This window comes from Agrobacterium radiobacter, assembly GCF_040801995.1.
In the GTDB taxonomy this organism is placed as follows: Bacteria; Pseudomonadota; Alphaproteobacteria; order Rhizobiales; family Rhizobiaceae; genus Agrobacterium; species Agrobacterium radiobacter.
In genome coordinates this window covers 1,506,758-1,520,294 of record NZ_JBEGHX010000001.1, presented here as the reverse complement: position 1 = coordinate 1,520,294, position 13,537 = coordinate 1,506,758, and the positions used below count along the sequence as shown (strand labels likewise).

Sequence of the window (13,537 nt, the reverse complement as noted above, 5' to 3'; positions counted from 1 at the left end):
GGGAGGGGCCGTATCGAACTTTGACCGCCGACGGCGGAGAAAATCCTGCACAGACGTTTTTTCGGGTTGTTACGAGAGAGCTGCACGGTTTGTAAAATCCGGCTTGAAGCGAAACATTTTCCGTGGCTTGCTCAAGACTCGGGATAAAGGAGACTCATTATGCCACTGGAGAACTGGCTGGCCTTCGTGGCCGCATCCGCCATCATGCTTGCCATTCCGGGACCGACGATCCTGCTGGTAATTTCTTACGCACTCGGCCACGGCCGCAAGGCGAGCACCGCGACGGTAACGGGCGTGGCGCTTGGGGATTTCACCGCCATGACGGCCTCGATGCTGGGGCTCGGGGCGCTGCTTGCAACATCGGCGGCGCTTTTCACTGGTCTGAAATGGATCGGTGCGGCTTACCTCATCTATCTCGGCATCAAGCTGTGGCGTTCGCCGGTTGGCGGAGAAGGTGCCGAGGGGACAGGCGTGACGGGCCGTGAAAGGCCGCTCAAAATCTTCCTGCATGCCTATATCGTCACGGCGCTGAACCCCAAGAGCATCGTGTTTTTCGTGGCCTTCCTGCCGCAGTTTCTGGTGCCGACGCTGCCCTTCTGGCCGCAGGTGCTGATTTTCGAAGCGACATTCCTGGTGCTTGCCACCTGCAATGCGGCGCTTTATGGACTGCTGGCAAGTGCCGCCCGCAATACGATCCGCAAGCCGAAGGTCCAGCGCATCGTCAACCGAACGGGTGGCGGTCTCCTGATCGGCGCCGGTCTTATCACCTTTGGCTGGAAGCGGGCGGTTTCGGCGTAAAGCACGTCTCGATCACCTGAAATTCGGACATAACAAAATGGCATTGCCGCATATTCTTCTCGCCCTGATCACCGTGTTTTTGTGGGGCTTCAACTTCGTCGTCATCAAGGTGGGCGTCGCCGATATGCCGCCTTTATTTCTGACCGGGGTGCGTTACCTCTTTGCGGCGGTGCCTTTGGTGTTTTTCCTGCCAAAACCCAATGTGCCGTGGCGGCATATGATCGTTTACGGCATGGCGATGGGTTTCGTGCAGTTCGGCCTGCTTTATCCGGCCATCAAGCTCGGCCTGCCGGCGGGGCTTGCTTCGCTGGTTATGCAGTCGCAGGCGTTCTTCACGCTGGCGCTTGCCGTGGTGTTCCTCGGCGAACGGCCGCTGCCTTCACAGATCCTCGGCGCGGTCATCGCTTTTGGCGGGCTGGCGGTCATCGGCGTGGAGCGCATGACGGCCGCAGCGCTGATACCGCTCCTGATGGGGGTCGGCTCGGCAATTGCCTGGGCCTGCGGCAACATCGTCAATCGCCGTATCGGCCAGGTGAACGCGGTTTCCTTCGTTGCATGGACGAGCCTTGTACCCGTTCTGCCGTTGATCCTGCTTTCGCTGGTGGTGGAAGGACCCGATGCGATCGCGGAAGGCCTGCTCAATGCGACGTCGACGATGGCTTTCGTGGTGATCTACATGGCCTATGGAGCGACCATTGTCGGCGCGGGCATCTGGAGTTACCTGCTTCTGCGTTATCCGGCCGGAACGGTAGCGCCGTTTTCGCTGCTGGTGCCGATTGTCGGTTTCATCAGCGCCTATCTCGCTTTTGCGGAGCATATCACCGTCTTCGAAGTGGTCGGCGCCGCATTGGTCATCATCGGCCTGATGCTGAATGTGTTCGGCAGGCGGCTTTCATTTTTGCGGGTCTCGTCCGGGACCGCATAGATGCGGCGTAATTGCCTGTGCATTATCGGCATGGGGCAGACGCAACAGGCGATTTTTTGGTAAAGAGCATGTTCGGCCGCCGCCAAGGGAATCGGCCGGATGACATGCAGCACGAGGAATGGAACATTGCAGGTCGGCATCGACATGGGAACCCTATCGGGCGGGCAACAGGCCAAGCTCGATATTGAAGAATTGCTTGCGACACGTTTGCTGGTGCAGGGCAATTCCGGTTCCGGCAAGTCGCATCTCCTGCGCCGGCTGCTGGAGCAATCGGCGCAATGGGTGCAGCAGGTCATCATCGATCCCGAGGGCGATTTCGTCACGCTTTCCGATAAATTCGGACACGTGGTGGTGGATGGCGAGCGCACGGAAGCCGAGCTTGCGGGCATCGCCAACCGCATTCGCCAGCACCGCGTCTCCTGCGTGCTGACGCTCGAAGGCCTTGATATCGAGCAGCAGATGCGTGCCGCAGCCGCTTTCCTCAACGGCATGTTCGATGCGGATCGCGAATATTGGTATCCGGTGCTGGTCGTGGTGGATGAGGCGCAGATGTTTGCACCCTCCGTCGGCGGTGAGGTGACCGAGGATGCGCGCAAGGCGTCGCTCGGCGCGATGACCAATCTGATGTGCCGCGGCCGTAAACGCGGGCTTGCCGGCGTCATCGCCACGCAGCGGCTTGCCAAGCTCGCCAAGAACGTGGCGGCGGAAGCCTCGAACTTCCTGATGGGCCGCACCTTTCTCGATATCGACATGGCGCGCGCCGCCGACCTGCTCGGCATGGACCGGCGACAGGCGGAAATGTTCCGCGATCTGCAGCGCGGCAATTTCGTGGCGCTTGGACCTGCGCTGTCGCGCCGGCCGCTGCCCATCGTCATCGGGGCGGTGGAAACCTCGGCGCGCTCGTCCTCGCCGAAGCTGATGCCGCTGCCGGATGCGCCGCAGGATGTGGAAGACCTGATCTTCACGCCTGATCCGGAAGAGTTCACGCGCGCTGTCGTGCGCCGTACGCCGCCAGCACCACGTCCGACGACCGATATTCTCGCCGAGCTCTCCCGTTCCACGCCCGCCGCCGTCGGTCCTTCGCCGGAGCCATCGCCGCGTGCAGGTCAGCCGGAGCTGACGCCGGAGGAGCGAGAGGAGAAGATCGCCGCTGTGCTGGTCGAAATTCTCGACGATCCGCAATCGGCCTATCGCACCGACGCCGTGCTTTATCAGGATTTTCTGGTGCGCGCCCGCATGCGCCGCATTCCCGGCACGCCGATGACGCTGGCGGATTTCCGCCGGCAGGTGGCGATTGCACGCTCAGGCGTGGATGCGACGATGGCGGCAAGCGAAGGCTGGCAGAAGGCGCTGGAGTTGTCGATGTCGGTTTCCGACGATCTGCAGGGGGTTTTCCTGCTGTTGGTCAAGGCGGCGCTGGGGGAGGAGCCTTGCCCGTCCGACGCCCGTATCGCCCGCGCCTATGGCACCCATTCCGCCCGCCGCGCGCGCCGTCTTCTCGGTTATTTCGAGGAGAAGGAGCTTGTGGTGGTACATGCCGATTTCTCCGGCAAGCGCATCGTGGCTTTCCCTGATCTCGATGCAAAAACCGCACCCGGCGATGCGGATGCGGCGGAGGATGATGCGAGGCTTGCGGCGGAGTGAGGTTGCGGCAGGTTTCCCTGCCGCTTGCCGTTGAAGGCCTTATTCTACGGCCTTTGCTTCCTTGCGTGTCGCGATCAGCGAACCGATGATGCCGGTTGCGAGGATGGCGACGGTGACGCCGAGCGAGACGGCGGGCGGGATCTTGGCGATGCCGAGCATGTCGGCGACGAAAATCTTGGAACCAACGAAAACCAGAACCGCAGCCAGCGCATATTTCAGATAGGCAAATCGGTGGATCAGGGCGGCAAGCGCGAAGTAAAGGGCGCGCAGGCCGAGGATCGCGAAGATGTTCGAGGTATAGACGATAAACGGATCGGTGGTGATCGCGAAGATTGCCGGGATCGAATCGACCGCGAAGATAAGGTCGGCGATTTCGACCATGATGAGCGCCAGGAAGAGCGGCGTCACGAAGGTCTTCAGCTTGCCGGTGGTCGCATCCGTTTCCTTGACGAAGAACTTCTCGCCATGCAGCTTCTCCGTCACCGGAAGGCGGCTGCGCAGGAATTTCAGGATGCGGTTGTTGCCGATGTCCGATTCGTCATGGTCTGACGAGAACAGCATCTTGAGGCCGGTGAAGACGAGGAAGGCCGCAAAGAGATAAAGCACCCAGTGGAAGTTTTCGACGATGGCCGCACCGCCGGCGATCATGATACCGCGCAGGACGATGACGCCGAGGATGCCCCAGAGCAGCACGCGGTGCTGATATTGGCGGGGAATGGCGAAATAGGAGAAGATCATGGCGATGATGAAGATATTGTCCATCGCCAGGCTTTTTTCGACCACGAAGCCGGTGACATATTCCATCGCCGACTGCTGGCCGGACTGGTACCAGATCCAGCCGCCGAAGGCCAAACCGATGGCGATATAGAAGCCTGACATCAGCAGGCTTTCACGAATGCCGATTTCCTTGGAATTCTTGTGCAATACGCCAAGATCGAGCGCCAGGAGGCCAAGGACGAGAGAAATGAAGACCGCCCACATCCATGTGGGGGTACCGAGAAAATCGTTGAGGAGGAACTCCATCAGTCAACCTTTAGCCGGACGAGGTTGGCTTTGCGGATGGGGAACGTGCGTGAAGAATATGCGTGGGCCCCAACCTAAAGAAACTCGACATCACGTGTTGTCCGGTAACACGCCAGAGGGGCCCGAGTTCTGATCACGATGGAGAGATAGGAGAGCCTTCAGGCTTTTCAAGGGCCGGTTCGAGAAAAAAGCGGCAGGCTTTGTTTGACAAATTTGTAAAACATGTTTAGAAGCCGCCCCAACGCCGGGCAGTGATGTCCGGTGTGTTTTGTTGACTGCCCTGCAGTTTAATAACTGACGTTCGGCGGTCAATATCACCGACATGTCCCGTGGTTTCTCCATTTGCATGTGAGAAGCCTGTCAGAGGCCCTGAAACGGGCTTCAGAGGAGGGCGTGTTTCCTTAAACCGGTTTGGCAACAGGCCGGCATAACCTTTTGAGAAGGAAATACGATGAGCAAGCGCGAATCGGCTAAGTACAAAATCGACCGCCGCATGGGCGAAAACATCTGGGGCCGTCCGAAGTCCCCGGTAAACCGCCGCGAATACGGCCCGGGCCAGCACGGCCAGCGCCGCAAGGGCAAGATGAGCGACTTCGGCACGCAGCTGCGCGCCAAGCAGAAGCTCAAGGGCTACTACGGCGAACTGCGCGAAAAGCAGTTCCGCGCCACCTACGACGAAGCAAACCGTCGCAAGGGCGATACCTCCGAGAACCTGATCGGCCTGCTCGAGTCGCGTCTGGACGCCATCGTCTACCGCGCCAAGTTCGTTCCGACCGTTTTCGCATCGCGTCAGTTCATCAACCATGGCCACGTCACGGTTAACGGCGTTCGCGTCAACATCGGTTCTTACCGTTGCAAGCCGGGCGACGTTGTTGAAGTTCGCCAGAAGTCCAAGCAGCTGGTGACCGTTCTCGAAGCCGTTCAGCTCGCAGAGCGCGACGTTCCTGACTACATCGAAGTCGATCACAACAAGATGGTTGCGACCTATGCTCGCATCCCGGCTCTGTCTGACGTTCCGTACCCGGTCGTCATGGAACCGCATCTGGTCGTCGAATTCTACTCGCGTTAATCGACGCGTTTCAGTATTGAGAAAGCCGCCCCTCGGGGCGGCTTTTTTGTTTGCTGGGGAAGGCTTTGCATGCAGGACATTCAGGCGATCGTCGATTCCATTTACGACAGCATGGTGCCCAGGCTGGGTGAGGGGAAGGTCGCGGATTACATTCCCGAACTTGCCAAGGTCGATCCCAACCAGTTCGGCATCGCCATCACCACCGTCGACGGAACCACCTATACGGCCGGCAATGCGCTCACGCCGTTTTCGATCCAGAGCATCTCCAAGGTCTTCATGCTGACGCTGGCGCTCGGCAAGGCGGGGGAAACGGTGTGGAATCGGGTAGGGCGCGAACCGTCGGGGTCGTCCTTCAACTCCATCGTCCAGCTGGAGCACGAGCACGGCATTCCGCGCAATCCCTTCGTCAATGCCGGTGCCATCGTGGTGACGGATATCGTTCTTTCCGGCCACCAGCCGCGTGAGGCAATCGGCGAGCTTCTGCGTTTCGTGCGTTATCTCGCTGACGATGACACGATCAGCATCGACGACACGGTGGCGAAATCCGAGCAGGCGACGGGTTTTCGCAATTTCGCGCTCGCCAATTTCATGCGCTCCTTCGGCAATCTGCACCATCCCGTCGAATATACGCTGGGCGTCTATTTTCACCAATGCGCGCTGTCCATGACCTGCGCGCAGCTTTCGCGGGCCGGGCTATTTCTCGCCAATCGCGGCCGCAATCCGCTCACCGGCCACACGGTCGTTTCGGACCGGCGGGCGCGGCGCATCAACGCGCTGATGCTGACCTGCGGCCATTATGACGGATCGGGCGATTTCGCCTATCATGTCGGCCTGCCGGGCAAGAGCGGCGTCGGCGGCGGCATCATGGCGGTGGCGCCGGGCAAGGCGTCGATTGCGGTCTGGTCGCCGGGTCTCAACAAGGTCGGCAATTCGGCACTCGGGTCACAGGCGCTGGAAATGCTGGCGACGAAAACCGGCTGGTCCGTATTCGGGGCTTGATATTGCCGGCGGATGGGGGCATTGCCTGCACTAAGAACGGCAGTCGTGCCGGAGCGAGCTGATGATGAACATTCTCACCAAGATCGATGACATCGCCGACAGGGTCGGGGCAGATCAGGACCCGTCCGAAGAAAACGGCAGCTCGCATCCCCTGTTCGACAATGCACCGCGCTCAGTCTCGTTCAACAAGCTGCGCAAGCGGCTTCTGCGCAATGTCCGTCAGGCCTTTGAAGATTTCGGCATGCTGAAGGGCCAGAAGCGTTGGCTTGTCGGCCTTTCCGGCGGCAAGGACAGCTATGGTCTTCTGGCGCTGCTGCTTGATCTCAAATGGCGCGGTCTGCTGCCGGTAGAGCTGATCGCCTGCAATCTCGATCAGGGCCAGCCGAATTTCCCGAAGCATGTGCTGCCGGAATATCTGGCGAAGATCGGCGTTGCCCATCGCATCGAATATCGCGACACCTATTCGGTGGTGAAGGAGAAGGTGCCCTCGGGCGGGACTTATTGTTCCCTCTGTTCGCGGCTCCGGCGCGGCAATCTTTACCGCATCGCGCGGGAAGAGGGTTGCGACGCATTGCTGCTCGGCCATCACCGCGAGGATATTCTCGAAACCTTCTTCATGAACTTCTTCCATGGTGGTCGCCTTGCAGGCATGCCGGCAAAGCTGATGAATGACGAGGGTGACCTGATGGTGCTGCGCCCGCTCGCCTATTGCGCCGAAGATGATATGGCGAAATTCGCGGCGGCGATGGAATTCCCGATCATTCCCTGCGACCTCTGCGGTTCGCAGGACGGGCTTCAGCGCAATGCCATGAAGGAGATGCTGGCAGACATCGAAAGGCGTATGCCCGGCCGCAAGGACGTGATGCTGCGGGCGCTTGCCCACGTCAATCCGTCGCATCTGCTCGATCCGAAGCTTTTTGATTTCTCGGCGCTTTCTGTCACCGGGGCGTCACCTGAAGAGCGTAGGGAGGCCAACTCCCCCTTATGAAGAAGTGCCCCGCCCGATGACCCTTTCCGATAAAGATATCGACTTTCTCATTTCCACCGTTGCCGCTGCCGGCGCGAACGAAATTCTTCCCCGCTTCCGAAACCTGAGCGCCGGCGCTATCTCGGAAAAAACCTCCGCCGTCGATCTCGTTACCGAGGCGGATGTTCTCGCTGAAAAAGCAATAACAGCCGCTCTGCTGCAGCGGTTCCCGAAGGCCCATATAGTCGGCGAAGAGACCTATGAGGCGGACCAATCCGTCATTCCGGCGCTTGCCGATGCGCCGCTTGCTTTCGTGATCGATCCCATCGACGGCACTTTCAATTATGCTTCCGGTTTTCCCGCTTTCGGCACGCTGCTTGCGGTTACAGTCAAGGGCGAGACGGTGGCGGGTTTCATTCATGATCCTGTCATGGGTGACACCATCGTCGCCCTGAAAGGCGAGGGCGCGTTTCTCAACCGCAGGAACGGTTCGCAGGCGAAGCTCAAGGTCGCCGATCCCGTGCCATTGTCCGAAATGGTCGGCATTTTCTCCTGGGGCCACAGCCATCAGGATCGCCGTCCGGTGATCGCCGCCAATATGGCGAAGATAAAGATGGCGCTTTCAATCAATTGCTCGGCACATGAATACTGGCTCGCCTCGGCCGGCAAGCTGCATTTCATCGGCCATGAGAAGCTGATGCCGTGGGATCATCTCGCCGGCGTGCTTGTTCATCAGGAGGCGGGTGGTTATACGGCCCGTTTCGACAATACGCCCTATCGGCCGGGACAAACGGAGGGTGGCATCCTGTCCGCTCCCGACAAGGAAAGCTGGAAGATGCTGCGACGGGAAATCGTCGCTTTATAGTCGTTACGCTCAGAAAGAAGGATATCGCCCATGGCTCTCGAACTCGACATCGCCTCTCTTGCCAACGCGCTTCAGGAGGCGGCGGCAGTGGAAATCCTGCCGCGGTTCCGCAATCTGGGCGAGGGCGATGTGCGGATAAAGAGCGAGGCGATCGACCTTGTGACCGAGGCCGACGAGGCTGCGGAGCGGCTTATCCGCGCCCGTGTACAGGAAATCATGCCTGATGCGCTGTTCATCGGCGAAGAGGCGGTGGCGGCGGACGCCTCGCTGCTCGGCAAGCTTGCCGATGCCGATCTTGCCGTGGTGGTCGATCCGATCGACGGCACCTATAATTTCGCCTCCGGCCTGCCGCTTTTCGGCGTGATGATGAGCGTTATCTCGAAGGGCGAGACCGTTGCCGGTCTCATCTTCGATCCGATGGGCAATGACTGGGCGATCGCCGAAAAAGGCTCCGGTGCATGGCTTTGCAGTGCTGATGGTTCGCAGACCGAGATGTCGGTCGTGCCGGCGCCTGAACTGTCGCAGATGGTGGGCATCGCCAATACCGGCTATTTCGACGTTGAGACACGGCGCAAGATTCTGACGAACCTCGCCGATGTGCGGCTGTTCACCAGCTATCGCTGCGCGGCGCATGAATACCGCCTGTTCTGCGGCGGCCACATGCATTTCCTGATGTATAACAAGCTGATGCCCTGGGACCATCTGGCCGGCACGCTGCTTTCGCAGGAAGCGGGCGCCTATGCGGCGCGTCTCGACGGCTCGCCCTATCTGCCGCGGCATGTGGATGGCGGGCTGTTGCTGGCACCCAATCAGGAGACGTGGGAATTGCTGCGCGAGAAGATTTTTACGGTTTGAGGCGGCGAATTAATGTGGGGCTGGGCGGGAAGGCTTTCTCCCGTCATGCCGGACTTGATCCCGCATCCAGTAGCCGCGCGTCTGCGCGGTGGAAAGAGTCTTCTCAGCCCAAAGACTTGGGCTGGCTAGACCCCGGATCTAGTCCGGGGTGACGGGCTGCGGATGACATGAACTCGTAGTCAACAAAAAAGGCGCGGAGCAAAATTCCGCGCCCTTTTATTTTTCTAACGGCCCTTACCGTGTCGGCTTGTTGTGGGCCTGAAACAACACGCCCTTTTCCCCGATCAGCACGAAGATCAGACCGATGATGGAGACGACGAAGAAGCCGGCCACCATGGGCAGTGCGGTGCCGTCGAAAGCCTGGCCGATGGCGGCGCCGATCAGCGAGCCGCCGACCGTTCCCATGAAACCGATAACGGACGAGGCCGTGCCGGCGACGTGGCCGAGCGGTTCCATGGCGAGCGAGTTGAAGTTCGAGCCGATCCAGCCGAACTGGAACATGGCGAGCGCGAAGAACACAATGAAGATCGCAAAGGGCATCGGTTCCGGGCCAAGCACCTGCACCACCAGCCAGATGAAGGTGATGGCGATGAAGCCCAGCAGGGATCCGTGCGACAGCTTGCGCATGCCGAACCGGCCGACAAGCCTTGCATTGATGAAGGACGAGAAGGCCATGAACAGCGCCACGCCCGCAAAGGCCGCCGCAAACCATGCGCCCAGCCCGTAGATGCCCTTGTAGACCTGTTCGGCCGAATTGATGAAGCCGAACAGCGCACCGAAGATGAAGGTGCTGGAGAGCGTGTAACAAAGCGCGATGCGGTTGGTGAGCACGATCTTGAAACCGCCAAGGATAGAACGGGCGGTGAAGGGGCGGACATCGTCCGGATGCAGGGTTTCCGGCAGGCGGAAATACATCCAGGCCGTCACCACGGCGGCAATTCCCGCCATGAAGGCGAAGATCAGATGCCAGTTACCGAAAAACAGCACGATCTGACCGGTGCCGGGTGCGATAACCGGAACGACCATGAACACCATCATGATCAGCGACATGACTTCCGCCATCTGGCGGCCGCCATAGATGTCACGCACGATCGAGATGGTGATGACGCGTGTCGCCGCCGAGCCGATGCCCTGAATGAAACGAAGGATCAGCAGGCCGGAGAATGACGGTACGAAGACTACGGCGAGGGCTGAAACGATATAGATCGCAAGTCCGACGAGCATCGGCTTGCGGCGTCCGAAACGGTCCGAGATCGGACCGTACAGAAGCTGCGCGACGCCGAAGCCGAGAAGATAGGTGGAAATGACATATTGGCGGTGGTTTTCATTGACGACGCCAAGCGATGCGCCGATTTCCTGAAGACCCGGCAGCATGATGTCGATGGCAAGCGCGTTCAGCGCCATCAGCATCGCGGCGAGCGCGATGAATTCCGTGCGCCCCATCGAGCCTGCGCGCGAAGCGGTGGATTGTGAAAGTTCTGTCACAGGATTGCCCCAAAAAGAACGGCAAAGGCGTTGCATGAAGCAACGCCTGGCATAGTTTTCTGACAATCAGGGTGGGCCGGATGAACCGGCCGAAATCAGGCCGCGCCGCGGACGCTGATACCCTGTTCTTGGAAGTGGCTTTGCAGTTCGCCGGACTGGAACATCTCTCTTACGATGTCACAGCCGCCGACGAATTCGCCCTTGACGTAGAGCTGCGGGATTGTCGGCCAGTTGGAATAGTCCTTGATGCCCTGACGGATGTCGGCATCGGCAAGCACGTTGATGCCCTTGTAGTCGACGCCGAGATAATCGAGGATCTGTACCACCTGGCCGGAAAAACCGCACTGCGGAAATTGCGGGGTGCCCTTCATGAAAAGAACGATGTCGTTGCTCTTCACTTCGCTGTCGATCATGTCGTTAATGCCGCTCATAGGCCTATTCCTTTCACATGCGGTTCAAGGCCGCTGCTTTCCGTTTGTTCCTAGATAACATGTCGCGGCGCGATTTCCACCCGGGAAGCGTAAAAAACTGCGGGTGTGGCATCATTGGAGAGGGATCGAAATTTCGCGTCCACGTCGCAGCGGGTCAGGTGTCGGGATAGACCAGAAGTATTTTGCCGATCGTCTTTCGCGGTCTGGAGACGAGCGGGACTAATATGCCTGTCTCGTCAGCGAAAAGATCGAGTTCTTTCTGGTTCTGGAGTGTCATCACTGAGCGGCCGGTCGCTAGCGAACAATCTCGTTCGCAATCCACCTGCATTTCACTCACCAGTCGGTCGTTTTGGTGGTCGATTTTGAGATCGACAATTAATTTAGGCTCTTCCTGTTTAAGCAGACGGCAGGTTTGACCAATTTTGCAAAGCGCGGTGCCGGCTATCGGATCAGCATCATGAAGCAGCACGGCGAAGCCGATTTTGATCTCTTTGTTACTTCTGTCGTCGGTGAAGCCCATGCGTGTTGCGGAAAGAAACAGGAGGGCGCAGGCGAAAAACAGGCAAAGCCGCTCGTTGCGGATCATCGATATCTCTGTCGGCTGCGCGCAGCGGCCGTGCGTCTTTTGCTCACCTGCTTCTTGGCTGGCTTGGGTTTGACGGCTGCGTTGATCGCGGCTTCCAGGACCGAGCCGACGATGCCGCCGGCAAGGGAACCGGCGCTTTTCGTCCGGCGGGCCCTTCGGGTCTTGCGGATACCGGTCTTGGTCAGCACTTCGGCCAGAGCGCCCTTGACGACGCCGTTGAGCAATTGATCGACGATGCCAGACAAATTTCCCTCGCCAATAAATAAATCATATTTCGGTCGCGATTTTTACTATACGTGCATCGCCCACTGTATCAAGCGATCCTTTCGGGTGCCTCCAGCCCGAAGGTTTATGCATGCCGACCGTCAAGTCACGCCTTGTTCTTTATTTCCCCGGTTTCGATCCGCTCGATGCGGCGGCCCATCATCTGCGTTACCAGCGGGCGGCGGCGCTGGCCGGCAAGACTTGGGATGTCGACTATGCGGTGGGACCGCTCACGAACACGCCGGCGGGTGAAACATTCACGGTGGAGGCTTCGGCGGGCGACTGGCGGACGCGCTCCGACATTTTCGTTTACGATCATAATGCGGTGATATCGCAGTTACGGGATGCGCCGGTCCGGCAGCAGATCTGGCTTGGTTTCAAAGCCGGTGCAGGCATTATCGCCGAGGGCGGTGCGGCGCGCTACTTCCGCCATGCCTGGCGTTTTGGTCTGTTCTTCATCTTCCCGTTCCTGCTGATGCTGGTCGGCGGTGCTGTTGCTGCGGCTATTGCGCTCTCGCCTTCGCTGCTCGGTTTGCCTCTCTGGCTCTTCGCAATCAGCCTTCCCGCCGCCGCCCTGTTTTTCGTGAAGGCGTTTCTGCCTTTTGCGGAGCGGTTTCACACCCTGCATCTTTATGCGGACTGGCGCTTCGCGCTCGCTGTCGGCCGCGATGAAGCGATTGCCCGCGACTGGATCGAAGAGAGGGCCGCACTTGTTCTGACGGCGCTTGAGCAGCCCTCGGACGAGGTTCTGGTCATTTCGCACAGCATGGGCGCCAGTCTTGCGCTCGCCGTGATCGGCCGCGTGCTGGAACTCAGGCCGGATGCGCTGGATGGCCGGAAGCTGTCCTTTGCAACGCTGGGCGGCGCAGCGCTGCAATGTGCGTTCCTGTCGAGTGCGGACAGGCTGCGTGAGAGCGTCGGCGTGATTGCACGTCACCCTGAGGTGACATGGTTCGATATCCAGTGCCTGACCGATCCGATCCACCTCTACCGCTGCAACACGGTTGCGCTGACCGGCCATAAGGATGCGCCGCAGCCGAAAATCGTACCGATCCGTTTCAAGCATTCGCTGTCATCGGAACGCTATAAAAAGAACAAGCGCAACTTCCTGCGCATGCACCGGCAATATGTTCTGGGGCCGGATCGCAAATCCGGTTACGATTTTACCCTGCTGACGGCGGGGCCTTTGCCGGCCGCATCCTTCGCCGATCTGGATTCGCAGAGCCCGCCCGCTTTGTAAGCGGCGTTCGTGCATTCTGCCCAATATGAAAAGGCCCGCGTGAGAGCACGCGGGCCTTTGATTTAATCCGCAGTCTTCACGCTCTGCCGCAGATCGGACAGAGACGTGCTGTTGCCGACACCGCTTTCACGGGCGCAATCATTCGGGAGCCGAAGTCTGCAGGGCAAGGGCATGCAGAACGCCGCCCATATTGCCCTTCAGCGCATCATAGACCATCTGGTGCTGTTGCACGCGGGTCTTGCCCTTGAATGCTTCCGCAACGACTTCCGCCGCGTAGTGATCGCCGTCACCGGCCAGATCGCGGATCGTGACCTTTGCCCCGGGAATTCCCGCCTTAATCATGTCTTCAATGTCGCCGGGTTTCATGGGCATGGTGTTTCTCCTTA

Annotated in this window: 15 protein-coding genes; 9 read left to right on the top strand and 6 right to left on the bottom strand. The window is 59.4% G+C overall.

The genetic code is table 11. From position 1 onward, the window contains the following. Positions 1 to 159 precede the first annotated feature (159 nt). From MRBLRC7O_RS07660 to MRBLRC7O_RS07650, 3 genes are all read left to right on the top strand, one after another. Entirely contained in the window at positions 160 to 798 is a 639-nt protein-coding gene (locus tag MRBLRC7O_RS07660) for a LysE family translocator (protein WP_003507888.1), read from the top strand. 37 nt (positions 799 to 835) lie between these two features. After that, positions 836 to 1,723, top strand: a complete 888-nt coding sequence (locus MRBLRC7O_RS07655) for an EamA family transporter (protein WP_080866252.1) — start codon at positions 836 to 838, stop codon at positions 1,721 to 1,723. 126 nt (positions 1,724 to 1,849) lie between these two features. After that, positions 1,850 to 3,367, top strand: coding sequence for a helicase HerA domain-containing protein (locus MRBLRC7O_RS07650; RefSeq protein ID WP_003507892.1), 1,518 nt, complete (start codon positions 1,850 to 1,852; stop codon positions 3,365 to 3,367). A 39-nt stretch (positions 3,368 to 3,406) separates the two neighbouring features. Here the strand turns inward: MRBLRC7O_RS07650 and MRBLRC7O_RS07645 are convergent, their stop codons facing one another. Further along, positions 3,407 to 4,390 (bottom strand): TerC family protein, encoded by a 984-nt coding sequence (locus MRBLRC7O_RS07645; protein ID WP_003507894.1) that lies wholly within the window; start codon positions 4,388 to 4,390, stop codon positions 3,407 to 3,409. A 451-nt stretch (positions 4,391 to 4,841) separates the two neighbouring features. Here MRBLRC7O_RS07645 and rpsD point away from each other — a divergent pair, with 451 nt between their 5' ends. From rpsD to MRBLRC7O_RS07620, 5 genes are all read left to right on the top strand, one after another. Then, positions 4,842 to 5,459 (top strand): 30S ribosomal protein S4, encoded by a 618-nt coding sequence (gene rpsD, locus MRBLRC7O_RS07640; RefSeq protein WP_003507896.1) that lies wholly within the window; start codon positions 4,842 to 4,844, stop codon positions 5,457 to 5,459. Between the two features lie 69 nt (positions 5,460 to 5,528). Further along, the gene (locus MRBLRC7O_RS07635; protein ID WP_003507897.1) at positions 5,529 to 6,458 is read left to right on the top strand and encodes a glutaminase; all 930 of its coding nucleotides are present in this window, start codon (positions 5,529 to 5,531) and stop codon (positions 6,456 to 6,458) included. 61 nt (positions 6,459 to 6,519) lie between these two features. Then, the gene (gene ttcA / locus MRBLRC7O_RS07630) at positions 6,520 to 7,446 is read left to right on the top strand and encodes a tRNA 2-thiocytidine(32) synthetase TtcA (protein ID WP_003507898.1); all 927 of its coding nucleotides are present in this window, start codon (positions 6,520 to 6,522) and stop codon (positions 7,444 to 7,446) included. Between the two features lie 16 nt (positions 7,447 to 7,462). Continuing rightward, positions 7,463 to 8,290: an inositol monophosphatase family protein gene (locus tag MRBLRC7O_RS07625; RefSeq protein ID WP_003507900.1), complete on the top strand. Its 828-nt coding sequence runs from the start codon at positions 7,463 to 7,465 to the stop codon at positions 8,288 to 8,290. A 30-nt stretch (positions 8,291 to 8,320) separates the two neighbouring features. Then, on the top strand, positions 8,321 to 9,145 hold the full coding sequence (locus MRBLRC7O_RS07620; RefSeq protein WP_003507902.1) for an inositol monophosphatase family protein: 825 nt from the start codon (positions 8,321 to 8,323) through the stop codon (positions 9,143 to 9,145). 234 nt (positions 9,146 to 9,379) lie between these two features. Here MRBLRC7O_RS07620 and MRBLRC7O_RS07615 read toward each other — a convergent pair whose 3' ends face one another. The 4 genes from MRBLRC7O_RS07615 to MRBLRC7O_RS07600 all read right to left on the bottom strand — a co-directional run bounded on the left by MRBLRC7O_RS07615 (position 9,380) and on the right by MRBLRC7O_RS07600 (position 11,892). Continuing rightward, positions 9,380 to 10,588 (bottom strand): multidrug effflux MFS transporter, encoded by a 1,209-nt coding sequence (locus MRBLRC7O_RS07615; protein WP_031234083.1) that lies wholly within the window; start codon positions 10,586 to 10,588, stop codon positions 9,380 to 9,382. A 137-nt stretch (positions 10,589 to 10,725) separates the two neighbouring features. Continuing rightward, positions 10,726 to 11,061: a Grx4 family monothiol glutaredoxin gene (gene grxD / locus MRBLRC7O_RS07610; protein ID WP_003507904.1), complete on the bottom strand. Its 336-nt coding sequence runs from the start codon at positions 11,059 to 11,061 to the stop codon at positions 10,726 to 10,728. Between the two features lie 154 nt (positions 11,062 to 11,215). After that, positions 11,216 to 11,647, bottom strand: coding sequence for a hypothetical protein (locus MRBLRC7O_RS07605; protein WP_003507905.1), 432 nt, complete (start codon positions 11,645 to 11,647; stop codon positions 11,216 to 11,218). After that, on the bottom strand, positions 11,644 to 11,892 hold the full coding sequence (locus MRBLRC7O_RS07600; protein WP_003507906.1) for a hypothetical protein: 249 nt from the start codon (positions 11,890 to 11,892) through the stop codon (positions 11,644 to 11,646). The genes MRBLRC7O_RS07605 and MRBLRC7O_RS07600 overlap by 4 nt, the downstream gene beginning before the upstream one ends. Before the next feature lie 110 nt (positions 11,893 to 12,002). Here MRBLRC7O_RS07600 and MRBLRC7O_RS07595 point away from each other — a divergent pair, with 110 nt between their 5' ends. Beyond that, positions 12,003 to 13,151, top strand: coding sequence for a hypothetical protein (locus MRBLRC7O_RS07595; RefSeq protein WP_003507908.1), 1,149 nt, complete (start codon positions 12,003 to 12,005; stop codon positions 13,149 to 13,151). A gap of 138 nt (positions 13,152 to 13,289) precedes the next feature. On the opposite strand, the gene MRBLRC7O_RS07590 is transcribed toward MRBLRC7O_RS07595, so the two are convergent. Then, positions 13,290 to 13,523 (bottom strand): BolA/IbaG family iron-sulfur metabolism protein, encoded by a 234-nt coding sequence (locus MRBLRC7O_RS07590; RefSeq protein WP_003507909.1) that lies wholly within the window; start codon positions 13,521 to 13,523, stop codon positions 13,290 to 13,292. Positions 13,524 to 13,537 lie beyond the last annotated feature (14 nt).